Below are 22,886 nucleotides of genomic sequence, written 5' to 3'. Positions count from 1 at the left end.
GCGGGGCTCACCACGTCGTCGGGTACTCGACGGGCGGCACCGTGGACGGCTCCACCCGGTTGGTCTTGAGCACCTGGGTCATGACCTGCTGGAAGACGGGAGCCGTCGCCTGGGACGTGTTCATCTTAACCGGATCGGCGATGGTGACCGTCACGACGTACTCCGGGTCCTCCGCCGGCGCGAGCCCGGCGAGCGAGACGGTGTAGCTCTTCGAGTAGCCGCCCTTCCCGTCGGGCTGCTGCGCGGTACCGGTCTTGGTGGCGATGTTGTAGCCGTCGACATGGATGTCGTTCGCCAGCCAGCCCTCGTTGTAGTGGGTCTGCAGCATGTCGACGACCTGCTTCGCGGCCGAGCTCGACACCACCTGGGTGCCCGTCGCATCGGGGACGTCCACGACGGAGCCGTCGGCCGTGGTGCAGCCGTCGATCAGCTGCGACGGGAGCCGCACTCCGCCGTTGCCGAGCGTCTGGTAGATGCTCGCGACCTGCACCGCGGTCGCCGAGACGCCCTGGCCGAACATCGTCGTGTAGTTCGTCTGGTTGTCCCAGTCCTGGTAGTCGGCGAGCAGGCCGCCCTCCTCGCCGGGGAAGCCGCTCGTGGTGGGCGTGCCGAGACCGAACTTCTGCAGGTAGTCGTATCGGGACTGGGCCGACAGGCGGGAGCCGAGCATCGAGATGCCGACGTTCGACGAGTCCTTGAGGATGCCGGTCAGCGTGTAGTTCGTCGGGGTGTGCGCGAAGTCGTCGCTGAACGAGGCGCCGTCCTTCTCGAAGGAGTCCGGGACGACGACCTGGGTCGTCGGGCCCGCCTGGCCCTGGTCGATCAGCATCGCGGCGGTCATCGGCTTGAAGGTCGAGCCCGGCTCGAACGGCGCGCGGAAGGCGCGCGAGCTGCGGTCTGCGGAGGCGCTCGCCTCGACGTTGTTGGGGTCGACGGTCGGCGTCTCGGCCACGGCGAGCAGCTTGCCGGTCTTGACCTCCTGCACCACGACGATCCCGTAGCTGCCGCCGACCTCGGCGACGCGCTGCGAGAGGACCTGCTGGGAGTAGTACTGGAGGTCGGAGTCGATGGTGAGCTTCAGCGTCCCGCCGTCGACGGCCGGGGTCTCCGAGACGGTGCTGCCCGGGATCCGGACGTAGTCGGCGCTGCGCTCGTAGCTCTCGGACCCGTTCTGCCCCGCGAGGCAAGTGTTCTCCGCGTACTCCATGCCCTCCTGGGCCGCTCCGTCCGCCCCGACGTAGCCGACGAGGTTGCCGGCCACCGCGCCGTTGGGGTAGCTGCGTCCCTGCTGGGTCTCGAAGTAGGTCCACGGGATGTCGAGCGCGACGAGCTTCTGGTAGGCCTCGAGGTCGAGCCCCTCCGAGAGGATCAGGTAGTTGGCCTTCGCGTCCTTCGCGAGCGCGGCGTCCACCGCTCCGGTGATCTGCTCGACCGACTGCCCGGTGATCGCGCCGATCTCGGAGGCGGCCTGCTGCACGCTGACCATGACCTTCTGGTCCTCGCCCAGCTCGCGCGGGAACTCGGCCACGTTCTTCGGCGAGGTCGTCAGCCGGTAGCGCGTGGTGGTGTCCGCGAGCACCGTCCCGGAGCGGTCCACGATGGGGCCGCGCTGGCCGTAGGTGACGACGCTGTTCGACTGGTTCTGGGCGGCCGCATCGGTGAGCTCGTTCGCCCGCACGATCTGGATGTCCACCAGCTTGCCGATGAAGAGTCCGACGACGGCGACGATGATGACGAACGTGACGGCCGTGCGGCGTCTGCTCGAGCGGTGGTGTCTCACTGCGGCGGTGTCCTTCTTGCTCCGGGCGGGCGGGCCGCCGTTCGTCGGGTCCGGATGGTCGTCGTGCGCCCCGCGGGGCGGGTGCCCGCACGGAGGCGGACCGCGACGCCGTGCGTCAGTGCGTGATGGGCGCGGGCAGCTCGCCCTGCAACGGTACGGCCGCGCCGTCGACAGCCGGGGAGGACGCGCTCGCGCCGGGCTGGAGAGCCGGGACGAGGGCGTTGGGTACGAGCGGCGCGGAGGCGGTGCCCGCGACTTCGCTCGACGCGGCGGAGGAGGGGTCGCCCAGCACGGCGCCGTCCGAGAGGCGGAGGTAGACCGGCGCGGTATTGGCGACCATTCCCAGGCCCTGCGCGGCGGTGGCGAGGTTCTGCGGCGAGCTCAGCGTGTCGACGGCGTCCTGCTTCTCCGCGTTGCTGCGGGTGAGCGACTTCTGCTCGGTCTGCAGCGCCGAGATCTGGTAGGCCCCCTGCGAGAGGCCGACGCTCACCAGGAGCTGGACGACGATGATCGCGAAGAGGCCGGCGACGGCGACGATCCCGTAGACGAGCTTCGGGCGCGACTGCGCCTGACCGGCCGGGACGGCCTCGATGCGGGGGCGGGGCGCCTCCTCCTCGGGGCGTGCTCGGCGGGCGGTGTCGATGACGGCGGGGTCGATGACGGCGGGGTCGATGACGGCGGTGGCGCTCATGCGGTGCTCCTGATCCTCTCGGCCGCGCGCAGACGCACGGGTGTCGCTCGGGGGTTGCGGGCCTTCTCGTCGTCGGAGGCGAGCTCGGCTCCGCGGATGACGAGTCGGAACTCGGGTCGGTGCTCCGGCAGCTCCATCGGGAGGCCGGCCGGGGCGGTGGAGGAGGACGCGGCCTGGAGCGCGCGCTTGACGATCCGGTCCTCGAGCGACTGGTACGCCTCGACGACGATCCGCCCGCCCTCGTTGATCCGGCCCAGCGCGGCGGGGATCGCCCGCTCGAGGACGGACAGCTCCTGGTTGACCTCGATCCGCAGCGCCTGGAAGACGCGCTTGGCGGGGTGGCCGTTCCGCTGGATCGCGACCGGGGTCGCCGCCTGGATGATCTCGACGAGACGGCCGGAGCGCTCCAGCGGAGCGTCGCGGCGGGCCTCCACGATCTTCTTGGCGTAGCGCGCGGCGAGGCGCTCCTCGCCGTACTCGTGGAAGATGCGGCGCAGGGCGGTCTCGTCGTAGTCGGCGAGGATGCTCGCCGCCGTGAGCGGGGCGGTCGAGTCCATCCGCATGTCGAGTGGCGCCTCCTTGGAGTAGGAGAACCCGCGCTCGGTCTCGTCGAGCTGGAGCGAGGAGACGCCGAGGTCGAAGAGCGCACCGTCGATCGTGTCGATGCCCAGCTCGTCGAGCACGTCGGGCAGCTCGTCGTAGACGGCGTGCACGAGGTCGATCCTGGAGGCGTGGGCGGAGAGCCGCTCCCCCGCGAGCTGCAGCGCCTCGGGGTCGCGGTCCAGGCCCACGAGGTGCAGGCCGGGGAAGCGCTCGAGCAGCGCGAGCGAGTGCCCGCCCATGCCGAGCGTCGCGTCGACGACGACCGCCCCGTCGCGCTCCAGCGCCGGAGCCAGGAGCTCGACGCAGCGCTCGAGCAGCACCGGGAGGTGCCGCTCCTCGGTCGGGCGCGGAGCGCCCTTCGGAGTGTTCTCTGCCATGGCGGTCCCGCCGTTCCCGTTCCTGTCGTCCGATCCCCATCCACCTCGCGTCCGGACACCGGGGAAGGTGCGTCCGGGCGCCGAGTGGCTGGGAGTCGCGCGACAGGACCTAGAACAGGCCGGGGATCACCTCCTCCTGGGTGTCGGAGAACACGGACTCCTGCTCCTCCAGGTAGGTCTCCCAGGCGCCCTGCGCCCAGATCTCGGCGCGGTTGCCCGCTCCGATGACGGTGAGGTCGCGGTCGAGGCCCGCGTACGCACGCAGCGGAGCCGGGAGAGTCACGCGGTTCTGCTTGTCCGGCGTCTCGGCGCTCGCGCCCGAGAGGAACACCCGGAGGAAGTCCCGTGCCTGCTTGCTGGTCACCGGCGCCTGCCGGATCTTCTCGTGCATCACCTCGAACTCGGCCTGGCTGAACACGTACAGGCACCGCTCCTGGCCGCGCGTGACGACGACTCCGGAGGAGAGCTCGTCGCGGAACTTGGCGGGGAGGATCACGCGGCCCTTCTCGTCGAGTTTGGGGGAATAGGTGCCGAGGAACACGGACTGCCCCCCACTTCTTCCGGCCAAGGATGGTGTGTCCTCCACAGTACTCCACTTCCCCCCACTCACAACCCCGGCGCGGCGCGGGGCGCGCCGGAGAGGCCCCGGTCATCCGCGTGTTTCCGCGGAATCGCGACAGTGGGGCGAAGTGGAGGGGGAAGGTCGCTGGAGGGAGGCCGCGGGCACGAAAAAAGGGCCGATCCGTGAGGATCGACCCTGTGGTGGAGCGGAGGGGGGCTAGCCGCGCCCGTCTCCGCGGTTGTCCCATCTGTCGTTCAGTCGGTCCATGAAGCCGGACCCCTGGCGGTTGCCCGAGCGGGGCTTCGACGGACGGCCGACGTCGGGCAGGCCGGGCTCGGCGGCGCCGCCGGCGGCCGGGCGCATGGCCACGATCACGCCGCCGAGCATGAAGGCGAACCCGAGGATGCCGACGAGGGGCTGGCGCACGACCACGCCCGCGACGAGCACGGCGAGACCGAGGATGCCGAGCAGGATGCCGAGCACGAGGGCCCGGTAGTTGGTGCCGCCGCGCCCCTTGCCGACCGCCGCCACGAAATCGGCGTCGTTCTGGTAGAGGTTCCGCTCCATCTCATCGAGGAGCCGTTGCTCGTGTTCCGAAAGCGGCATCGTGACCCCTTCAGGGTGGGGCGTCGACCCTTTCGGGGATCGGCACCGGAATAGGCGGCGTCTGGGCTCGACCGGTCGGGCGGCGCTTCAGTGTAGACCGAGCCCGACGCAGGCACCAGGCACCTTCGGTGCATAGGCTGGTCGGGTGAACCACAGCTCTCGACTGGTCGATCGCGTCCAGCTCCGAATCGATGAATTCCTCACCGGGCGCACGCCAATTCTGCGCTCCATAGGAGAGGACGTCTCCGCCCTCGGCGACCTTTCGCGGGACTTTCTCAGCGGGGGCAAGCGGTTCCGCGCGCGCTTCTGCGAGGCGGGCTGGAACGCGGTGTCGAGCACCTCGAGCGAGGCCCATCCGAGCGGCTCCGATCCGATCGCGAGGGTGGGCGCCGGGCTGGAGCTGTTCCACGCCGCCGCCCTCGTCCACGACGACGTGATCGACAACTCCGACACCCGCCGCGGCGCTCCCGCGGCCCACCGGCGCTTCTCCTCCTTCCACGCCGACGGCGGCTGGACCGGCGACCGCGACGAGTTCGGCCGCTCCTCCGCGATCCTCCTCGGCGACCTCCTCCTGGTCTGGTCGGACGAGATCTTCGCCGCGGCGGAGTGGTCGCTCGGGGATCGAGTCGCAGCCGAGCGCGCGCGCGCGGAGTTCAACCTGATGCGCACCGAGGTCACGCTGGGCCAGTACCTCGACATCCTCGAGGAGAGCGCATGGGTGCAGCACCCCGAGCACGAGCACCTGCAGCGGGCGGAGCGGGTGGTGGTGTACAAGAGCGCGAAGTACAGCATCGAGGCGCCGCTGGTGATCGGCGGCTCCCTCGCCGGCGGCGACGACGCGCAGCTGGACGCCCTGCGCCGCTTCGGGCTCCCGGTCGGGATCGCCTTCCAGCTGCGCGACGACGTCCTCGGAGTCTTCGGCGACCCGGCGGTGACGGGCAAGCCGGCCGGCGACGATCTGCGGGAGGGCAAGCGCACCGTGCTGCTCGGCCTCGCCCGAAGCGCGTGCTCGCCGGACGAGCGGGCCGAGCTCGACGCGGTCGTGGGCCGGAGCGACGCCGACGCGGCGTCCATCGCGCGGGCGCAGGAGATCATCGCGGGCAGCGGCGCCCTCGAGCGGCTCGAGGAGCGCATCGACCAGGAGGTGGCCGCGGCGATCGCGGTCCTCCCCGACGCGCCGCTCCGCACGGAGGGCGTGAGGGAGCTGCGCGAGCTGGCCGCCCAGGTCACGGTCCGCACCTCCTAGGAGCGGACCGGCGGGATCAGGCCAGGGCCTGGGCGACCCGCCGGACCTCGGCCTTGCGCCCGGCGCGGAGGGCGACGATCGGGCTCGTGCCCAGGCTCTCCTCGACCGTCAGCATCCAGTCGACCGCCTCGTCGTCGGTGAAGCCGGAGTCGGCGAGCAGGATCGCGGTGCCGCGGATCTCGCTCATCGGCTCCCCGTCGCGGAGGAAGAGGGCGGGGACCTTCAGCACGCCGTCGCGGCGGGTGCCGAGCAGGTGGCGCTCCTCGAGGAGGCGGCGGACCCGGCCGGCGCCGAGCCCGGTCAGCTCCACGAGGTCGGGGACGGTCAGCCACTCGAGCTCGGAATCGGTCGAGGTGGCGGGGGAAGCGGACGAGTCGGTCACGCGTCAAGACTGCCACGAGCCCGGAGGGCCGCCAACTGCGGGCGTCCGGAGAAGGAGTCGGGCCCGTCCTGCGCCGCCCGGGCGTCGCTCACCGGTTCCCCCGGGGGTCTTGCCTAGACTCATCGCGTGACCACCAGCCAGCTCGACCCTCTCCTCGGCCGTCTCGTCGACGGCCGGTACGAGGTGCGCTCGAGGATCGCCCGCGGCGGCATGGCGACGGTCTACCTCGCGCACGATCAGCGCCTCGAGCGCCGCGTGGCGATGAAGGTCATGCACGGCCACCTCTCCGACGACGCGACGTTCAAGAACCGCTTCGTCCAGGAGGCGCGCTCCGCCGCCCGTCTCGCCCACCCGAACGTGGTCAGCGTCTTCGACCAGGGCCAGGACTCGGACATGGCCTACCTGGTGATGGAGTACCTCCCCGGGATCACCCTGCGCGACCTGCTGAAGGAGCGCGGCCGGCTGACCGCCCAGCAGGTCGTCGACATCATGCACTCCGTGCTCTCGGGTCTCGCCGCCGCGCACCGCGCCGGGATCCTCCACCGTGACCTCAAGCCCGAGAACGTGCTCCTCGCCGACGACGGCCGGATCAAGATCGGCGACTTCGGCCTCGCGCGCGCCGCCTCCGCCAACACCGCCTCCGGCCAGGCCCTCCTCGGCACGATCGCCTACCTCTCCCCCGAGCTGGTCACGCGGGGCACCGCCGACACCCGCAGCGACATCTACGCCATCGGGATCATGATCTACGAGATGCTCACCGGAGAGCAGCCCTTCACGGGCGAGCAGCCGATGCAGATCGCGTACCAGCACGCGAACGACTCCGTCCCGTACCCCAGCGCGACGGTCGCCTCCGTCCCCACCTCGCTCGACGAGCTCGTCCTCTGGGCGACCGAGCGCGACCCGGACATGCGGCCCCGCGACGCCGGCGTCATGCTCGCGCAGCTGCTCGAGGCCGAGCGACTCATGGGCATCACACCGAGCGACCGCCGCGGCGACACGCAGGCGGTCACCCCGCTCCCGGCGCCCGTCGCCGATCCGGCGCCCGCGACGGCCGTCTTCGATCCGGCGGAGCCCGGGCAGACCTCGGTCTTCGACCCGGCGCCGGCGCCCGGAGCGGTGCTCGTGGTCGACGAGGACGACGACACCGTCGCCCGGCTCGCGAGCAGGCGCCGCGTCCGACGGCGTCGCGGCGTCCTGCTCACGGTGGTCGTGCTCCTCCTGGCGCTCATCGGCGGCGGGACGGCCTGGTGGTTCGGCGAGGGACCCGGCGCGATCGTGTCGATCCCGGACGTCGTCAGCCAGTCGCAGCAGGACGCGACGGCCCAGCTGCAGGCGCAGGGCTTCGAGGTGCAGCCGCAGGAGACGCCCGACCTCACCGTGCCCGCGGGGACGGTGGTGAGCTCCGATCCGCCCGGCGGGCAGGGGGTGCACAAGGGCTCCGTCATCACGCTGACCGTCTCGAGCGGGCCGCGCCAGCTGCCGGTCCCGTCTCTCGCCGGCCTCTCGGAGGCCGACGCTGCCGCCGCGGTGACAGGCGGCTCCTTCACCGTCGGCGACGTCTCGAAGATCTTCGACGCCGACGTCGACGCCGGTGTGGTCGTCTCCGCCTCGCTGCCGGACGGATCGGCGCTGCCCGAGACGATGTCCGAGACCAGCACCATCGCGATGGTGGTGAGCCTCGGACCGATCCCGAACGTCGTCGGCCTCTCGATCGACGACGCGACGGCGAAGGCGGAGGCGGCCGGTCTCGCCCTCGACCGCAGCGGCGAGGACTGGAGCGACACCGTGGCCGCGGGCGTCGTCCTCACGCAGGCGAACCCGGAGGCGCCCGCCGTGACCGGCGACACCGTCTCGGTCGTCGTGTCGAAGGGGCCCGAGCCCGTCGCCGTGCCGAACGTCGTGGGGATGAACCGCGACGAGGCGAAGGCGGCCCTCGAGGCGGCGGACCTGTCGTGGAGCTACTCCCTGACGACGCTCGGCCCGCTGATCGACGCGGCGCCGAACGAGCTGACCAAGGTCACGAACCAGTCCAACAAGGCCGGCGATCTCGTGCAGCGCGGCACGACGATCCAGCTGTCGATCACCATCACGACCTGACGCCGCCGGTCGAGCCCCTCGGCGGGGACTCGACCGGCGGTCGGGGTCGGATCAGATCGCGCGGCCCCGGAGCTCCTCCGCCACGAGGAACGCGAGCTCGAGCGACTGCATGTGGTTGAGGCGCGGGTCGCAGACCGACTCGTACCGGGTGGCGAGCGTCGCCTCGTCGATGTGCTCCGAGCCGCCGAGGCACTCGGTGACGTCGTCGCCTGTGAGCTCGACGTGGATGCCGCCCGGGTGCGTCCCCGCGGCGCGGTGCGCCTCGAAGAAGCCCTTGACCTCGTCGACCACGTCGTCGAAGCGACGGGTCTTGTAGCCGGTCGGCGTCGTCAGCCCGTTGCCGTGCATCGGATCGGTCACCCACAGCGGCAGGGCGTCGCTCCGCTTGACGGCCTCGAGCAGCGGCGGGAGGGCGTCGCGAATCCTCCCGGCACCCATGCGGGTGATGAAGGTGAGGCGACCGGGCTCCCGCTCGGGGTCGAGCTTGTCGATCAGCTCGAGCATCGTCTCGGGCGTGGTCGACGGGCCGAGCTTCACGCCGATCGGGTTGCGCACCCGCGACAGGAAGTCGACGTGAGCGCCGTCGAGCTCGCGGGTGCGCTCGCCGATCCAGATGAAGTGGCTGGAGGTGTTGTACGGCGTGCCGGTCCGCGAGTCGATGCGCGTCATGGGGCGCTCGTAGTCCATCAGCAGGCCCTCGTGGCCGGTGTAGAACTCGGTGCGCTTCATGCCCTCGAAGTCGGCCCCGCACGCCACCATGAACTTGACCGCGCGGTCGATCTCGCGGGCCAGCTGCTCATAGCGCTGGTTCTGCGGGTTCTCGGTGAAGCCCTTGTTCCAGTAGTGGACGAGGCGCAGGTCGGCGAATCCGCCCTGCGTGAAGGCGCGGATGAGGTTCAGCGTCGAGGCGGCGGTGTGGTAGCCCTGCACGATGCGGCGCGGGTCCGCGGCGCGCGACTCCGGGGTGAAGTCGTAGCCGTTGACGATGTCGCCGCGGTAGGCGGGCAGGGTCACGTCGCCGCGGGTCTCGAGGTCGCTCGAGCGCGGCTTCGCGAACTGGCCGGCCATCCGGCCCATCTTGATGACGGGCATGCTCGCGCCGTAGGTCAGGACGACGGCCATCTGCAGCACGGTCTTGACGCGGTTCCGGATCTGCTCGGCGGTCGCTCCGGCGAAGGTCTCGGCGCAGTCGCCGCCCTGCAGGAGGAACGCCTCGCCGCGGGCCGCGGCTCCAAGACGCTCGCGCAGCTGGTCCACCTCGCCGGCGAACACCAGCGGAGGGAGCGCGGCCACCTCGGCGGACGCCGCTCGCACGGCCTCCGAATCGGGCCACTGCGGCTGCTGCTTGATCTCGAGCTCGCGCCAATAGTCCAGGCCGGCGACCACGGAGGGGGCGGCGAGGACGTACGGTTCGTTCGGATCGATGACCACGAGGGTGTTCCCGGTTCTGACGGGCGCCAGCGGCGCGCGGAGGGCCGCCGTCCGGACGGACGGCAGCGGTTGACGAGCTTATCGCCTGGCAGAGCGCTCGGCCGGGAGGGGGCCCCGGCGTCGAGCGCGCGCTCAGCGGGTGAGGGCCGCGCGCTTCTCCTTGACCGAGGTCGCGTAGACGTCGAGGTACTCCTGGCCGCTCAGGGCGAGGAGCTCGTACATGATCTCGTCGGTGATCGAGCGGAGGATGAACCGGTCGCCCTCCATGCCCTCGAAGCGGCTGAAGTCGAGCGGCTCCCCGAAGACGATGCCGATGCGGCCCAGCTTCGGCAGGCGCTTCCCGATGGGCATGATGCGCGCGGTGTCGATCATGGCGACCGGGATGACGGGCACGCGGGCCTCGAGGACCATGCGCGCGACACCGGTGCGGCCGCGGTACATGCGGCCGTCGGGGCTGCGCGTGCCCTCGGGATAGATGCCCAGGGCGTGGCCGCCCGCGAGGACGCGAAGGCCCGTGTTGAGCGAGGCCTCCGACGCCTTGCCACCGGAGCGGTCGATGGGCAGCATCCCCGTGGCGGTGAAGAACGTCCGCGTCGCCCAGCCCTTGAGGCCCTTGCCGGTGAAGTAGTCGCTCTTGGCGAGGAAGACCATGTTCCGCTCGATCACCAGCGGGAGGATCACGGAGTCGATGAAGGAGAGGTGGTTGCTCGCGAGGATCACGCCGCCGTTCTGCGGCACCTTGTCGGCGCCGACCACCCACGGCCGGAAGATCGTCTTCAGGAGCGGGCCCGCGACGATGTGCTTCATGAACCAGTAGAACATCGGGCTCCTCGGCGGTGCGGCGGATCGGGTGCGGCGGGTGCCGCTAGAGGGAGCTCGCGTGCAGGCGCGCCAGGTCGGCGGCCCCCACGACTCCGGCGTCGTTGACGAGCTCCGCGATGCGGAACTCGGGCTCGGGGTGGTAGCCCCGGGCGGGGAGGTTGTCGAGGTAGGCCTGGCGGATGGGGTCCAGCAGGAGGTCGCCCGCCTGCGCCACTCCGCCGCCGATGACGAACATCTGCGGGTCGAGGACGGCGCTCAGGCTGGCCGCCGCCTCGCCCAGCCAGTGGCCGAGCTGGCGCAGCGCCGCGAGGGCGCCGAGGTCTCCGGCGGTGATCAGCTCGGAGATGAGGTGGCCGTTCAGCTCGCCGCCGTTGCGGGCGCGGGCGTCGGCGATGCCCTGGCCGATCCCGCCCGCGTCGGCCAGCTCGCCGGCGAAGCGCTGGAGCGCGCGGCCCGAGCCGTACTGCTCGATGCAGCCGCGGGCGCCGCAGCCGCAGGGCAGGCCTCCGGGGACGACGCGCATGTGCCCGATCTCGGCCGCGGCGCCGAAGCCGCCGCGCAGGAGCCGGTCGTTGATGACGATCGCGCCACCCACTCCGGTGCCGATGGTGAGCATCAGCATGTCGCTGACGAGGCGGCCCGAGCCGTAGCGGAACTCGGCCCAGCCGGCGGCGTTCGCATCGTTCTCGATGATGATCGGCAGGTCGATGCGGGCCGAGAGCTTCTCGCGGAAGGGCTCGTTGCGCCAGTTGATGTTCGGGGCGTAGTAGACGATCGACTGCGAGGCGTCGATGAAGCCGGCGGCCGCGACTCCGACCGCGGAGACGTCTCCCGGGAGCAGGCCGGAGCGCAGATGCTCGACCATCTCGACCACGACGTCGACGATCAGCTCGGGGTGCCCGGCGGGCGTGGGCCGACGGTCCTCGCGGAGGATCCCCCCGAACTCGTCGACCAGGGCTCCGGCGATCTTCGTGCCGCCGATGTCGATCCCGATCGCGTGCACGCGAACCGCCTTCCCGTCGCCACCGGCGCGGCAGCGTCGGCGGGCCGCCCTGAGCGGCGGCCAGGACGAGTGTAGTGACCGCGAGCGCTCCGATGCGGCTCAGCGGCGAGACCCGGCGACGCGTGTCGGCCCTCCTCGCGGAGCCACCCCTGGATCGTTACCCTGAACGGATCCACAGCTTGCGCCGCGCCGGTAGGGTGGAGACGACGTTCATTCAGGTACCGAAGGAGTTGCCGTGGACCAGTTCGATTCCCCCCTGGTGGTTCCGGCCGATCCCCAGGCCAACACGACCGCCCTCCTGCTGGACCGCGTCCGCGAGACGCCCGATCGCCCGCTCTTCGCGCTGCCCGACGGCGACGGATGGCGCGATGTGACGGCGCAGGAGTTCCTCGACCAGGTCACGGCCCTCGCGAAGGGCTTCGTCGCCGCCGGCCTCGAGCCGGGCGAGAAGGTCGGGCTGATCTGCAAGACGCGCTACGAGTGGACGCTGATCGACTTCGCCGTCTGGTTCGCCGGCGGGATCCTCGTCCCGGTGTACGAGACCTCCTCCCCCGCGCAGGTGCAGTGGAACCTCGCCGACTCCGGCGCGCACGCCGTGATCGTCGAGACCCCCGAGCACTTCGCCCGCTTCGACGAGATCCGCGCCGACCTTCCCGAGGTCCGACTCGCCTGGCAGATCGGGCTGGGCGATCTGGACAAGCTCGTCGCGCGCGGCGTCGACGTGCCGGACGCCGAGATCGAGCGCCGCCGCTCGCTGGCGACCGGCACCGACATCGCGACGATCATCTACACCTCCGGCTCCACCGGCCGCCCCAAGGGCTGCATCATCCGGCACTCGAACTTCGTCGAGCTCAGCCGCAACTCGGCGGTCGCCCTGACGGAGCTGATCCACCAGCCCGGCGCGTCGACGCTGCTGTTCATCACCACGGCGCACGTGTTCGCCCGCTTCATCGCGATCCTCTGCGTGCACGGCGGGGTGAAGGTGGGGCACCAGGCCGACACCAGGCAGCTGCTCCCCTCACTCGCGTCCTTCAAGCCGACGTTCCTCCTGGCCGTGCCGCGCGTGTTCGAGAAGGTCTACAACTCCGCCGAGCAGAAGGCCGAGGCCGGGGGGAAGGGGAAGATCTTCCGCCGCGCGGCCGACGTCGCCGTCGCCCACTCGATGGCGCTCGAGGCGGGCTCGGTGCCGCTCGCGCTGAAGCTGCAGTTCCTCCTCTTCGACCGGCTCGTCTACTCGAAGCTGCGCACCGCCATGGGCGGGAACGTCCGCTTCGCCGTGTCCGGCTCGGCGCCGCTGGGAGACCGGCTCGGGCACTTCTTCCACAGCCTCGGCATCAAGATCCTCGAGGGCTACGGCCTCACGGAGACGACGGCGCCCGCCACCGTCAACCGCACCGAGCGGTTCAAGATCGGCTCGGTGGGCCCGGCGATGCCCGGGGTCTCGATCCGGATCGCGGGCGACGGCGAGATCCAGGTGCGCGGCATCGACGTCTTCGGCGGCTACTGGAACAACGAGGCGGCGACGGCCGAGTCTTTCGACGGCGAGTGGTTCCGCACGGGCGACCTCGGGACCCTGGACGAGGACGGGTACCTGCGCGTCACCGGGCGGAAGAAGGAGATCATCGTCACCGCCGGCGGCAAGAACGTCGCTCCGGCGGCGCTGGAGGATCCGATCCGCGCGAACCCGCTGGTCGGCCAGGTCGTCGTCGTCGGCGATCAGCGCCCGTTCATCGCCGCTCTTGTCACGCTCGACTCCGAGATGCTGCCGACGTGGCTCGCGAACAACGGGCAGGACAAGGGCCTCTCACTCGAGGACGCGGCCGTGAACCCGGTCGTTCTGGCCGAGGTGCAGCGGGCCGTCGATGCGGCGAACGAGCGCGTGTCCCGCGCCGAGTCGATCCGGAAGTTCGTGATCCTCCCGACCGAGTTCACGGAGGCGAGCGGTCACCTGACTCCGAAGATGAGCATCAAGCGCAACGTCATCCTCGCCGACTTCGCCGACACCATCGCCGCCGTCTACTCCGCCGCCCCCGCCACCGAGGGCATCTCCCTCCGCTGACCCCGCGCTCTCCCCGCGTCGTGAGCAGGCCTTCCCGATCGCTGCCGCCTCCGAGAAAGCGCGCCCAGCTCTATCCCGTCGGCGGAACGCCCGACGCTCTCCTCGACGCGCCCCTGTCGCGGTGCCGACCGCGCCGGGCCGGGCAGGGACCAGATCCCCTCAACACAGCCGTATCCGGGAAAGCGCGTCCCAGCGCTTTCCCGTCGGCGGGACGCACGACGCTCCACGGAACGCGCCCACCTCGAGCGGCCGACTGCGTGGAGCCGGGCAAGGACCGGCTCCCCACCAACACAGCCGTATCCGGGAAAGCGCGTCCCAGCGCTTTCCCGTCGGCGGAACGCCCGACGCTCCCCAGAACGCGCCCACCTCGAAAAGCCGACCGCGCCGAGCCGGGCAGGGACCGGCTCGGAATCCAACTCAGAACCAGTCGGATTCCCGGACGGCCTTCATGGCGGCGCGGCGGTCGTCCTTGGAGAGGCGGTCGAGGTAGAGGCGTCCGTCGAGGTGGTCGCATTCGTGCTGGAGGGCCTGGGCCATGAGGCCGTCGCCTTCGAGGACGATCTCGTTGCCGTCGAGGTCGGTACCGCGGACCTTCGCGTGCGGGTAGCGGATCGCGGGGTACCAGAGGTTCGGGACGGAGAGGCAGCCCTCGTCGACCGGTTGCGGGTCTCCGCTGAGCTCGATGATCTCGGGGTTGAGGATGTAGCCGATGACGCCGTCGACGTTGTAGCTGAAGGCGCGGAGGTTGACGCCGATCTGGGGGGCTGCGACGCCGGCGCGTCCGGGCGGGCGGACGCTGTCGACGAGGTCCTCGACGAGGCCGCGGACGCCGGCGTCGACCGTCGCGATGGTCGTGGACGGGGTCTTCAGCACCGGGTCCCCGAAGATGCGGATCTGGCGTTCGGTCATGTGGTGCGCTCCCTCAGGGCCTCCTCCGCGCTCAGGAGGGCGTTCTCGACGACTTCGCTCGCTGCGGGGTGCGGCCAGTACTGGCTGCGGGCGAGTCCGCGGATGCCGGTGCCGGCGCTGGCGGCCTGGACGAGCGGCTGAATGAGGATACTGGCCTGCGGCCCGATGATGTGCGCGCCGAGGAGGGTGCCGTCGAGTCCGACGACCAGGAGGCAGGCGCTGGAGTCGTCCTCGAGCGCCCAGCCGAAGGCGGTGGAGCCGTACTCCTGGGTGACGGTGACGACGTCCAGGCCCTGGTCCCGCGCTTCGGCCGCGGTGAGCCCGAAGTGGGCGATCTGCGGGTGGGCGAAGATCGCGCCGGGCACCGGCGAGAGGGTGTCGGAGAGCAGCTCTCCCGGGTGCAGGAGGTTGTGCGCCACGAGGCGCGCCTCGTGGTTGGCGACGTGCTTGAGCTGCCAGCGGGACGACACGTCGCCGAGGGCGAAGAGGCCGGGCACGGGGTGTCCGCCGGAGAGGACGCGCTGCTCGGTGTCGACGCTGATCCGGCCGTCCTCGTGCAGATCGATCCCGACGGAGGCGGCGGCGACCGTGTCGCTGTTGGGGTCGCGGCCGAGCGCGACGAGCAGCAGGTCGGTCTCGACCGTCGTGCCGTCGCTGAGGGCGACGCGGAGCCCGTCAGGGCGGGCGTCGACGCTCTCGGCGCTCACTCCGGTGAGCACCGTGTACCGCTGGGCGGCGATCCCGGTGAACCGGCGCGAGACGTCCTCGTTGAGGGCGCGGAGGAGGCGGTCGCCGCGGACGGCGACGGTCACGGCCGTGCCGAAGGAGGAGAAGACGTGGGCGAACTCGACGGCCACCGCGCCGCCGCCGAGGATCAGCATCCGCTCGGGGAGCTCGTCGAGCCGCATGACGGAGGAGGAGTCCTGGATGCGGGGGTCCGGCTCGTACGCGGCGAGGAGCGGCCTGGGCCGCGAGCCGGCGGCCACGACCACCTGCGGCGCACTGATGCGGGCACCGCTGGCGCTGACGAGGACGTGCGGGCGGTCGCCGTCTCCGAGCGACTCGAAGCCGAAGCTCTCGCGGAGGACGGTCACGTTCGGGGAGCGCTGATCGCGGTACTCGAAACCGCCCTCGCTGATCGCGTCGATCCGGCCGAAGACCCGGTCGCGCACCTCGGCCCACTCGGGGCGGCGCAGGCGGGAGTGGACGCCGATCGGGCCGCCCTGGTCGACGTCGGTGACCACGTCGGCGACATGGACGAACATCTTGGTCGGGATGCAGCCGGCGTTGAGGCAGGTGCCGCCGAACCACTCCCCGTCGTCGAGGATCGCGACCCGCAGGCCGTCGAACTCCGGACCGACGATCGAGTTGCCGGAGCCGGCCCCGATGACGATCAGGTCGAAGGCGTCGGTGGACGCGTCGGGTCCGTCGGTGCGGTCCTGGTGCGCGGCGGACGCCGCCCCGGAAGCCCGGGGCTCAGACACGTCGGACCGGCATGCCCTCGACCACGAGCGCGGCGAGCAGGCGTGCGGCGTCCTTCGTGCCCTCGCGCAGCTGCTCCCACTTCACCACGGATCCGGCGGCGAGCACCGGGTCGTAGGGGATCCGGACGATGTCGCGGACGCGGGAGCGGAAGTGCGACTCGATCTCCTCCAGCTTCACCAGGCTCGTGCCCTGCGTCGCCGTGTTGAGCGCGACGACCGCGTTGCGCACCAGGGCGCCGTAGCCGTTCGCGTCCAGCCAGGTGAGGGTCTCGGAGGCCAGGCGGGCCTCGTCGACGCTGCCGCCCGAGACGATCACCACCGTGTCGGCGCGCTGCAGCGTGGGCCGCATCACCGAGTGCACGATGCCCGTGCCGCAGTCGGTGAGCATGATCGAGTAGAAGCGCTCGACCAGGTCGGCGACCACGTTGTAGTCGTCCTCGTCGAAGGCCTCGGAGAGCTGCGGGTCGGTGTCGGAGGCGAGGACGTCGAGGCGGGTCTCGTCGCGGGAGACCATCGTCGAGAACTCGGTGAACCCGGTCACGCCGGCCGCGCGGTTCACGACGTCGCGGACGGTCGCCCGCGTCTGCTTGGGGACGCGCTCGGCCAGGGTGCCGCGGTCGGGGTTCGCGTCGACCGCGATGATGCGGTCCTCGCGCGCGTCGGCGAGGGCCATGCCCAGGAGCGTCGTGACCGTGGTCTTGCCGACGCCGCCCTTGCGGGTCATGACCGGGACGAAGCGGGTGCCGCCCTCGAACTGCCGGCCGATCCGCTCGTCCATCGCCTTCCACGCCTTCACCTTCGCGGAGTCGCCGAGGTTGACCGTGTGGAAGGTCAGGCCGTAGAGGAAGCGGTGCCAGCCGCCCGTGGGAGCGGGACGGGTCTTGCGGTTGACCTCTAGCAGCCTGTCCGGGGTGAGCATCGACGCCGACTCGGGGACGGCGGCGCTCGGCGCGGACGGGGCGGGAGCGACGCTCGAGGACTCGGCGCGGAGGCGGTCGCGGCGCGTGGGGACGGCGGCGGGCTCCCCCGCGGACTCGGACGCCGCGGGCTTCTCGGCGGACTCCGCTCGGGCGGGGATCCCCGCCGAGACCGGTCCGTTCGCGCCTGACGGGTGAGCGGGAGCCGGTGAGGGGGTCGGAGCAGGACTCGGCTCCGGGGGCACGAGAGCGTGCGAGCGCGAGGGCGGCAGGCCGAGGCGGCCGACGTCGATCGCGTCCTCGTCCTCGACCGGAGCAGGGGCGGTGGAGCGGCGCCGCGGGCCGGGCGGGGTGATCCGCACGCCGTCGGGCAGGAGGGTCGGAGCGGTGTCGCTCGCTCGCGGGGAGTACTGACCCGATTCCCGAGCCGCGTCCATGGCGGTCCGCGGCGTGGGACCGGTGCCGGTGTCGGGCTGTTCGTCGTTGCGCTCATCCATGCGAACGAGCCTCCTTCCGCTCAGGACGAGTGTACCGGCGGGCCCGGATCGCGCCGGGCGGCTTGGTCGGAGCGCGCTCCGACTGCTAGTGCGGCCCGCTTCCGGAGACGGCGCGGACGGCGCGTGCAGCGAACGGTTAGGTTCTGCCGCCCGGAGGAACGTAAAGTAGTCAGCCATGCATGTACTCAGCGTGAGCTCCCTCAAGGGCGGCGTCGGCAAGACCACGGTGACGCTCGGCCTTGCATCCGCGGCGTTCTCGAAGGGCCTGCGAACGCTGGTCGTCGACCTCGATCCCCAGTCCGACGTGTCGACCGGAATGGACATCAACGTCGCCGGCCACCTCAACATCGCCGACGTCCTGACGTCGCCGAAGGAGAAGATCGTCCGCTCGGCGATCGCCCCCTCCGGCTGGACCAAGGAGCACCACGGCACGATCGACGTGCTGATCGGCAGCCCCTCCGCGATCAACTTCGACGGGCCGCACCCCAGCATCCGCGACATCTGGAAGCTCGAGGAGGCCCTCGCGAGCGTCGAGGCCGACTACGACCTCGTGCTGATCGACTGCGCCCCTTCGCTCAACGCCCTGACCCGCACGGCCTGGGCCGCGAGCGACCGCGTCGCCGTCGTCACGGAGCCGGGCCTGTTCTCGGTGGCCGCCGCCGACCGGGCGCTCCGGGCGATCGAGGAGATCCGCCGCGGACTCAGCCCGCGCCTCCAGCCGCTGGGCATAATCGTCAACCGCGCCCGCGTCCAGTCGTTGGAGCACCAGTTCCGGATCAAGGAGCTGCGCGACATGTTCGGGCCGCTCGTCCTCAGCCCGCAGCTCCCGGAGCGCACCTCCCTCCAGCAGGCGCAGGGCGCGGCGAAGCCCGTCCACGTCTGGCCCGGGGAGAGCGCCCAGGAGATGGCGCACAACTTCGACCTGCTGCTCGACCGCGTCATCCGCACCGGACGCATCGGCGAGCAGGTCCCCGCCGCGACCTAGGGCCGGCGGGTCCGCCGGACTTCTCCGGCTCGAGGTCTCGGGACGCGGGCGATGCTCGGTGCCCGAGGAGTGCCAGGGACGGCGCCGGCGGACGCTCGGCGTCGGAGTTCAGCGCGGACTCTCGATGCGCGGGCGGAGCCCATCGTCGGATCCGCAGGGCGGGACACGGACGGAGCCCGTCATCGGACCCGCATGCTAGCGGGCGTGATCGGCGGGGAGCTCGCGTCCGGCGGACGGTTCACGCGGGCGGGGCCCGCCATTCGACCAGCACGGTGAGACTCGGGTGGCGCCCGTTGCTCGCACAGCACGGCTGCAGGCGGGTCCGCTCCTGACCAGTTGAGCGCGCGGAGGAGACCCGGGAGTCCCCGGAGCAGCGGCCGACCCGCGAGGGGTGGGCGGTCAGCCGACGCGGCGGGAGGCGCGGCGCTGGGCGAGCTCGTCGCCCGGGTCGACCGACTGGTGGTCGAGCTCGACGAGGCTCGACTCGACCTCGCGGAGGACCTTGCCGACGGCGATGCCGAAGACGCCCTGGCCGCGGCTGAGCAGGTCGATGACCTCGTCGTTCGAGGTGCAGAGGTAGACGCTCGCGCCGTCGCTCATCAGGGTCGTCTGCGCGAGGTCGTCGACCCCGGACTCGCGGAGCTGGTTGACCGCCGTGCGGATCTGCTGGAGCGAGATCCCGGTGTCGAGCAGGCGCTTGACCAGCTTCAGCACGAGGATGTCGCGGAAGCCGTAGAGGCGCTGCGTTCCGGAGCCGGACGCGCCGCGCACGGTGGGCTCGACGAGCTCGGTCCGCGCCCAGTAGTCGAGCTGCCGGTAGGTGATCCCCGCGGCGCGCGCCGCGACGGCCCCGCGGTAGCCCGCGTCGGCGTCGAGCTCGGGCAGTCCGTCGGTGAACAGGACGAGGTCGCGCTGGCCGCTGACGTCGCGGCTGACTTCTCTCATCCCTGTGCCTCTCGGATCCGGACGCCGGATCCTCCGAACGCGCTCCCTACCGTACCGACCGGCGCAGGCCGAGTAAACGACATCGGCCTCGGCGCCGCGGCGTGTCGCACGGGCCGCCCGACGGCCGGCGGCGCGGCCCTCACGAGCGGGCGATCCGCGAGAGGGCGCTGCGCACCATCGCCCCGCGGATCGTGCCCAGCTGGGTCGCGAGCCCCACCGCGTTCTCGGCAGCGCCGGCGGAGCCGGACGCCTCTCCGCGGCGGGCGCTGGAGGCGACGACGCTCTCGATGAGCGACATCTCGCGCTCGACGGCGACGCGGAGCGGTCGGAGATGGCGGGGCTCGATACCGGATCGGCCGAGGTCGACGAGCGCCTTGAGCGTCGTCACGGCCTCGTCCCCGAACACGTCCCCGCCCCGCACGAGCCCGGCGGCGATGGCCTCCTGGACGAGAGCGGGCGTGGCACCGGACTCGGCCGCGAGGCCCTCGCGGGTCAACCGCGTGGCGGGGCCGAGGAGCGAGGCGCTCGGACCCCCGACACCGGCCGGCAGGGCGGGCTCGCGTCCGGCGTCGATGTCGTCGAGGTATCCGCGGATGACCTTGAGGGGGAGGTAGTGGTCGCGCTGCAGAGCGAGGATCATCCGGAGCCGCTCGACGTCGGAGCCCGAGAACTTGCGGTAGCCGGAGTCGGTGCGGGCCGGCGAGACGAGCCCCTGCTCCTCGAGGAAGCGCAGCTTGGACGGGGTGACGTCCGGGAACTCACTGGTCAGCCTGGCCAGCACCTGCCCGATGCTCAGCAGAGCGGCGGAGCCGGTGGGGAGGGCGCGCGCGGAGGAGCGGCCCACGGCTCACGCGTCCGGAGCGGCGACGAGGTCGGCGCGGGACGCGTAGAAGGTGAGTCGGAACTTGCCGACCTGCACCTCGGAGCCGTCGGTGAGGATCGCGGACTCGATCCGGACCCCGTCGAAGTAGGTGCCGTTCAGGGAGCCGAGGTCGTGGACCTCGAACGCCGTGCCGCGGCGGACGAACTCGGCGTGCCGGCGCGAGACCGTGACGTCGTCGAGGAAGATGCCCGCGTCGGGGTGACGGCCGACCGTCGTGGAGTCGGTGTCGAGGAGGAAGCGGGCGCCGGTGTTCGGTCCGCGGCGCACGACCAGCAGCGCGGATCCCGAGGGCAGAGCCCCGACGGCCTCGGCCTCCTCGCGGGACGCGCGGTTGTCGAGAGCGGCGAGCTGGGCACCGATGTCGTCGGTGAACGTCAGAGTCGTCTCCGTCGACGGCTCACCGGGAACGGAATTGTGCTGGGCGGATGATGCTCCACCGACGGGCTCGACCAAGACGTACCTCCTATCAGGTCAGCGTATCCGAATCGTGACCCTCGTCGGACCCCTGAGCACCTGTGCGGACCCCCAGGACGAGGTCCCGCGTCTGGACGGCGTAGACGATCCCGGCCCACCAGTAGAGGAACGCGCCCCACAGCGCGAAGGCCCAGGCGATGGGGAGCGAGGCGGGCGCGAGGGCCGGGAACGCCTGCCCCAGCATGATCAGCGGGAGCGCGTAGAAGAGGCAGAAGGTCGCGAATTTCCCCAGGTGGTGCACGGGAAGCGGTCCGTAGCCGTTGTTCGCCAGGACGACCGCCAGGACCACGAGCATCAGGTCGCGGGCGAGCAGCACGGCGACCAGCCACCAGGGCACCAGTCCGCGGGCCGCGAGGCCCAGGACGGTGGCGAAGATGTAGAGGCGGTCGGCGGCCGGATCGAGGACGCGGCCGAGGCGCGTCATCTGGTCGAAGCGGCGCGCGATCCAGCCGTCGAGGTAGTCGGTGAGGCTCGAGACCACGAGGGTCAGGAGCGCGAGCGCGTCCTCGCCGAGGACCACGAGCACGAGGAACACCGGCACCAGGGCGAGGCGCACCAAGCTGAGGACGTTCGGGACCGTCCAGATCCGGTCCTCACCGGTGCGCGCCATGCGCCCAGCCTAGGCGGGGCGCACGGCGGCGTGGTCAGCGCTTGTCGCGCCAGACCCGCTCGAACGGCAGGCGCCAGGCGTGCGGCGCGATCAGCTGGTGGATGGCGTTCGGCCCCCAGGAGCCGGGCGCGTAGAGACGGACGGGCGGCGGATCCTGCAGGAGCGGCGCGGAGACCTCCCAGAGCCGCTCGATGCCCTCCGCGGTGGTGAACAGCGTGTGGTCTCCGCGCATCGCGTCGAGGATCAGGCGCTCGTAGGCCTCGAGCGCGTCGCCCGCGCGGTCGGTCTCCTGGAGCGCGAACTGCATGCTCAGCTTGTCGAGCCGCATGCCGGGACCGGGGCGCTTCCCGTAGAACGAGAGCGAGACCTTCGAGGCGTCCGCCAGGTCGAAGGTGAGGTGGTCCGGGCCGTGGGCACCGACTCCGGAGCCCTGCGGGAACATGCTCTTCGGGGGCTCGCGGAACGCGATCGAGATGATGCGCTGGCCCTCGGCCATCCGCTTGCCGGTGCGGAGGTAGAACGGCACTCCCGCCCAGCGCCAGTTGTCGATCTCGCACTTCAGCGCGACGAAGGTGTCGGTCTCGGAGTCGGCGGCGACGCCCGGCTCGTCGCGGTAGCCGATGTACTGGCCGCGCACCACGTTCTCGGGGTTCAGCGGACGCATCGAGCGGAAGACCTTGTTCTTCTCCTCGCTGATGGCCTGGGGCTCCAGCGCGGTCGGCGGCTCCATCGCCATGAACGCCAGCACCTGGAAGAGGTGGGTGACGACCATGTCCTTGTAGGCGCCGGTGGACTCGTAGAACTCGGCGCGGCGGTCGAGAGTCAGGCGCTCGGGGATGTCGATCTGGACGTGATCGATGAAGTTGCGGTTCCAGATCGGCTCGAAGAGGCCGTTGGCGAAGCGGAAGGCCAGGATGTTCTGCGCCGGCTCCTTGCCGAGGAAGTGGTCGATCCGGAAGATCTGCTCCTCGCTGAAGGTCTCGTGGAGCTCCGCGTTGAGGACGACCGCGCTCTCGAGGTCGACGCCGAACGGCTTCTCCATGATGATCCGCGAGCGCTCGACCAGCCCGGCCTCGGCGAGCATCCGCACGACGGAGAGCGCGGCCCTGGGCGGGACGCTGAGGTAGTGCAGCCGGCTCACGTCCGGGCCGAGGACCGCCTCGGCGTCGGTCACGGCGGCGGCCAGCGCGGCCGGGCCCGCGGACTGCGGGACGTAGCGGAGCTTGGACGCGAACTCGTCCCACTGCGCCGGCGTCAGGGAGCGGCTCCCGAACTCGTCGTAGGCCAGCTTCGCGAAGGCACGGAACGAGGCGTCGTCGTGCTCCTCGAGCGAGGTGCCGACGATCTGCAGGTCCGGTGCGAGGGAGGAGAGCGCGAGGTGGGCCATCCCCGGGATGAGCTTGCGCCGGGCCAGGTCGCCGACGGCGCCGAACAGCACGACGACATGGGGTGCCGCCTGCTCGGTCTGGACGGCTGGAGCGGGGGGTGCGGTTGTCACGGTCACCCCTCGATCATTCCAGTTC

At 71.5% G+C, this 22,886-nt stretch carries 21 protein-coding genes; 4 read left to right on the top strand and 17 right to left on the bottom strand.

Going from position 1 to position 22,886, the window contains the following annotated elements; translation table 11 throughout:
* Positions 1-7: 7 nt before the first annotated feature.
* From C5D36_RS08850 to C5D36_RS08830, 5 genes are all read right to left on the bottom strand, one after another.
* Positions 8-1,780, bottom strand: coding sequence for a penicillin-binding protein 2 (locus C5D36_RS08850; RefSeq protein ID WP_258062899.1), 1,773 nt, complete (start codon positions 1,778-1,780; stop codon positions 8-10).
* Positions 1,781-1,895: 115 nt separating this feature from the next.
* Positions 1,896-2,471 (bottom strand): hypothetical protein, encoded by a 576-nt coding sequence (locus tag C5D36_RS08845; RefSeq protein ID WP_104295644.1) that lies wholly within the window; start codon positions 2,469-2,471, stop codon positions 1,896-1,898.
* On the bottom strand, positions 2,468-3,451 hold the full coding sequence (gene rsmH / locus C5D36_RS08840; protein WP_104295643.1) for a 16S rRNA (cytosine(1402)-N(4))-methyltransferase RsmH: 984 nt from the start codon (positions 3,449-3,451) through the stop codon (positions 2,468-2,470). The genes C5D36_RS08845 and rsmH overlap by 4 nt, the downstream gene beginning before the upstream one ends.
* Positions 3,452-3,560: 109 nt before the next feature.
* Complete coding sequence (mraZ, locus tag C5D36_RS08835) at positions 3,561-3,992, bottom strand: division/cell wall cluster transcriptional repressor MraZ (RefSeq protein WP_104295642.1); 432 nt, start codon at positions 3,990-3,992, stop codon at positions 3,561-3,563.
* A gap of 237 nt (positions 3,993-4,229) precedes the next feature.
* Positions 4,230-4,619: a DUF3040 domain-containing protein gene (locus C5D36_RS08830; protein WP_104295641.1), complete on the bottom strand. Its 390-nt coding sequence runs from the start codon at positions 4,617-4,619 to the stop codon at positions 4,230-4,232.
* Between the two features lie 145 nt (positions 4,620-4,764).
* On the opposite strand from C5D36_RS08830, the gene C5D36_RS08825 reads away from it, so the two are divergent.
* The gene (locus C5D36_RS08825) at positions 4,765-5,865 is read left to right on the top strand and encodes a polyprenyl synthetase family protein (protein ID WP_104295640.1); all 1,101 of its coding nucleotides are present in this window, start codon (positions 4,765-4,767) and stop codon (positions 5,863-5,865) included.
* Between the two features lie 16 nt (positions 5,866-5,881).
* Here C5D36_RS08825 and C5D36_RS08820 read toward each other — a convergent pair whose 3' ends face one another.
* Positions 5,882-6,247: an Rv2175c family DNA-binding protein gene (locus tag C5D36_RS08820; protein WP_104222583.1), complete on the bottom strand. Its 366-nt coding sequence runs from the start codon at positions 6,245-6,247 to the stop codon at positions 5,882-5,884.
* A 126-nt stretch (positions 6,248-6,373) separates the two neighbouring features.
* Between C5D36_RS08820 and pknB the strand changes: the two genes are divergently transcribed.
* Positions 6,374-8,344, top strand: coding sequence for a Stk1 family PASTA domain-containing Ser/Thr kinase (pknB, locus tag C5D36_RS08815; protein WP_104250750.1), 1,971 nt, complete (start codon positions 6,374-6,376; stop codon positions 8,342-8,344).
* A 51-nt stretch (positions 8,345-8,395) separates the two neighbouring features.
* Here pknB and C5D36_RS08810 read toward each other — a convergent pair whose 3' ends face one another.
* The 3 genes from C5D36_RS08810 to C5D36_RS08800 form a co-directional block, all read right to left on the bottom strand.
* Positions 8,396-9,730, bottom strand: a complete 1,335-nt coding sequence (locus tag C5D36_RS08810) for a class II 3-deoxy-7-phosphoheptulonate synthase (protein ID WP_104295653.1) — start codon at positions 9,728-9,730, stop codon at positions 8,396-8,398.
* A gap of 177 nt (positions 9,731-9,907) precedes the next feature.
* The gene (locus C5D36_RS08805) at positions 9,908-10,597 is read right to left on the bottom strand and encodes a 1-acyl-sn-glycerol-3-phosphate acyltransferase (protein WP_104222581.1); all 690 of its coding nucleotides are present in this window, start codon (positions 10,595-10,597) and stop codon (positions 9,908-9,910) included.
* A 43-nt stretch (positions 10,598-10,640) separates the two neighbouring features.
* Complete coding sequence (locus C5D36_RS08800; RefSeq protein WP_104222580.1) at positions 10,641-11,600, bottom strand: ROK family glucokinase; 960 nt, start codon at positions 11,598-11,600, stop codon at positions 10,641-10,643.
* 235 nt (positions 11,601-11,835) lie between these two features.
* Between C5D36_RS08800 and C5D36_RS08795 the strand changes: the two genes are divergently transcribed.
* Positions 11,836-13,659, top strand: coding sequence for a long-chain fatty acid--CoA ligase (locus tag C5D36_RS08795; RefSeq protein ID WP_104247148.1), 1,824 nt, complete (start codon positions 11,836-11,838; stop codon positions 13,657-13,659).
* Positions 13,660-14,076: 417 nt separating this feature from the next.
* Here C5D36_RS08795 and def read toward each other — a convergent pair whose 3' ends face one another.
* From def to C5D36_RS08780, 3 genes are read right to left on the bottom strand one after another with little or no spacing between them, the layout of a single operon-like run.
* Positions 14,077-14,568 carry a peptide deformylase gene (def, locus tag C5D36_RS08790; RefSeq protein WP_104295639.1) on the bottom strand — a complete coding sequence of 164 codons (492 nt, stop codon included), beginning with the start codon at positions 14,566-14,568 and terminating at the stop codon, positions 14,077-14,079.
* On the bottom strand, positions 14,565-16,052 hold the full coding sequence (locus tag C5D36_RS08785; RefSeq protein ID WP_104295638.1) for a mycothione reductase: 1,488 nt from the start codon (positions 16,050-16,052) through the stop codon (positions 14,565-14,567). Before C5D36_RS08785 ends, def begins: the two co-directional genes overlap by 4 nt.
* Positions 16,045-17,466 carry a MinD/ParA family protein gene (locus C5D36_RS08780; protein WP_258062898.1) on the bottom strand — a complete coding sequence of 474 codons (1,422 nt, stop codon included), beginning with the start codon at positions 17,464-17,466 and terminating at the stop codon, positions 16,045-16,047. The genes C5D36_RS08785 and C5D36_RS08780 overlap by 8 nt, the downstream gene beginning before the upstream one ends.
* 175 nt (positions 17,467-17,641) lie before the next feature.
* On the opposite strand from C5D36_RS08780, the gene C5D36_RS08775 reads away from it, so the two are divergent.
* Positions 17,642-18,451: a ParA family protein gene (locus C5D36_RS08775; protein WP_104222576.1), complete on the top strand. Its 810-nt coding sequence runs from the start codon at positions 17,642-17,644 to the stop codon at positions 18,449-18,451.
* Positions 18,452-18,850: 399 nt separating this feature from the next.
* Here C5D36_RS08775 and C5D36_RS08770 read toward each other — a convergent pair whose 3' ends face one another.
* From C5D36_RS08770 to zwf, 5 genes are all read right to left on the bottom strand, one after another.
* The gene (locus tag C5D36_RS08770; protein WP_104222575.1) at positions 18,851-19,396 is read right to left on the bottom strand and encodes a MerR family transcriptional regulator; all 546 of its coding nucleotides are present in this window, start codon (positions 19,394-19,396) and stop codon (positions 18,851-18,853) included.
* Between the two features lie 139 nt (positions 19,397-19,535).
* Positions 19,536-20,240, bottom strand: a complete 705-nt coding sequence (locus C5D36_RS08765) for a MerR family transcriptional regulator (protein ID WP_104222574.1) — start codon at positions 20,238-20,240, stop codon at positions 19,536-19,538.
* Positions 20,241-20,243: 3 nt separating this feature from the next.
* On the bottom strand, positions 20,244-20,732 hold the full coding sequence (locus tag C5D36_RS08760; protein ID WP_104222573.1) for an FHA domain-containing protein: 489 nt from the start codon (positions 20,730-20,732) through the stop codon (positions 20,244-20,246).
* A gap of 13 nt (positions 20,733-20,745) precedes the next feature.
* Entirely contained in the window at positions 20,746-21,363 is a 618-nt protein-coding gene (locus tag C5D36_RS08755; protein WP_104295637.1) for a CDP-alcohol phosphatidyltransferase family protein, read from the bottom strand.
* Positions 21,364-21,397: 34 nt separating this feature from the next.
* Positions 21,398-22,861: a glucose-6-phosphate dehydrogenase gene (gene zwf, locus C5D36_RS08750; protein WP_104225448.1), complete on the bottom strand. Its 1,464-nt coding sequence runs from the start codon at positions 22,859-22,861 to the stop codon at positions 21,398-21,400.
* Between the last annotated feature and the right edge of the window lie 25 nt (positions 22,862-22,886).

Origin of the sequence: Rathayibacter sp. AY1C6 (genome assembly GCF_002931535.1) — a bacterium.
GTDB lineage: Bacteria > Actinomycetota > Actinomycetes > Actinomycetales > Microbacteriaceae > Rathayibacter.
This window is presented reverse-complemented; position numbering and strand designations above follow the sequence as displayed.

Bases quoted from the DNA above. Each gene is read 5' to 3' on its own strand.
- C5D36_RS08830 (WP_104295641.1), bottom strand. From the start codon at position 4,619: ATGCCGCTTTCGGAACACGAGCAACGGCTCCTCGATGAGATGGAGCGG.
- C5D36_RS08805 (WP_104222581.1), bottom strand. From the start codon at position 10,597: ATGTTCTACTGGTTCATGAAGCACATCGTCGCGGGCCCGCTCCTGAAG.
- C5D36_RS08770 (WP_104222575.1), bottom strand. From the start codon at position 19,396: ATGAGAGAAGTCAGCCGCGACGTCAGCGGCCAGCGCGACCTCGTCCTG.
- C5D36_RS08780 (WP_258062898.1), bottom strand. From the start codon at position 17,466: ATGGATGAGCGCAACGACGAACAGCCCGACACCGGCACCGGTCCCACG.
- def (WP_104295639.1), bottom strand. From the start codon at position 14,568: ATGACCGAACGCCAGATCCGCATCTTCGGGGACCCGGTGCTGAAGACC.
- C5D36_RS08845 (WP_104295644.1), bottom strand. From the start codon at position 2,471: ATGAGCGCCACCGCCGTCATCGACCCCGCCGTCATCGACCCCGCCGTC.
- rsmH (WP_104295643.1), bottom strand. From the start codon at position 3,451: ATGGCAGAGAACACTCCGAAGGGCGCTCCGCGCCCGACCGAGGAGCGG.
- C5D36_RS08775 (WP_104222576.1), top strand. From the start codon at position 17,642: ATGCATGTACTCAGCGTGAGCTCCCTCAAGGGCGGCGTCGGCAAGACC.
- C5D36_RS08755 (WP_104295637.1), bottom strand. From the start codon at position 21,363: ATGGCGCGCACCGGTGAGGACCGGATCTGGACGGTCCCGAACGTCCTC.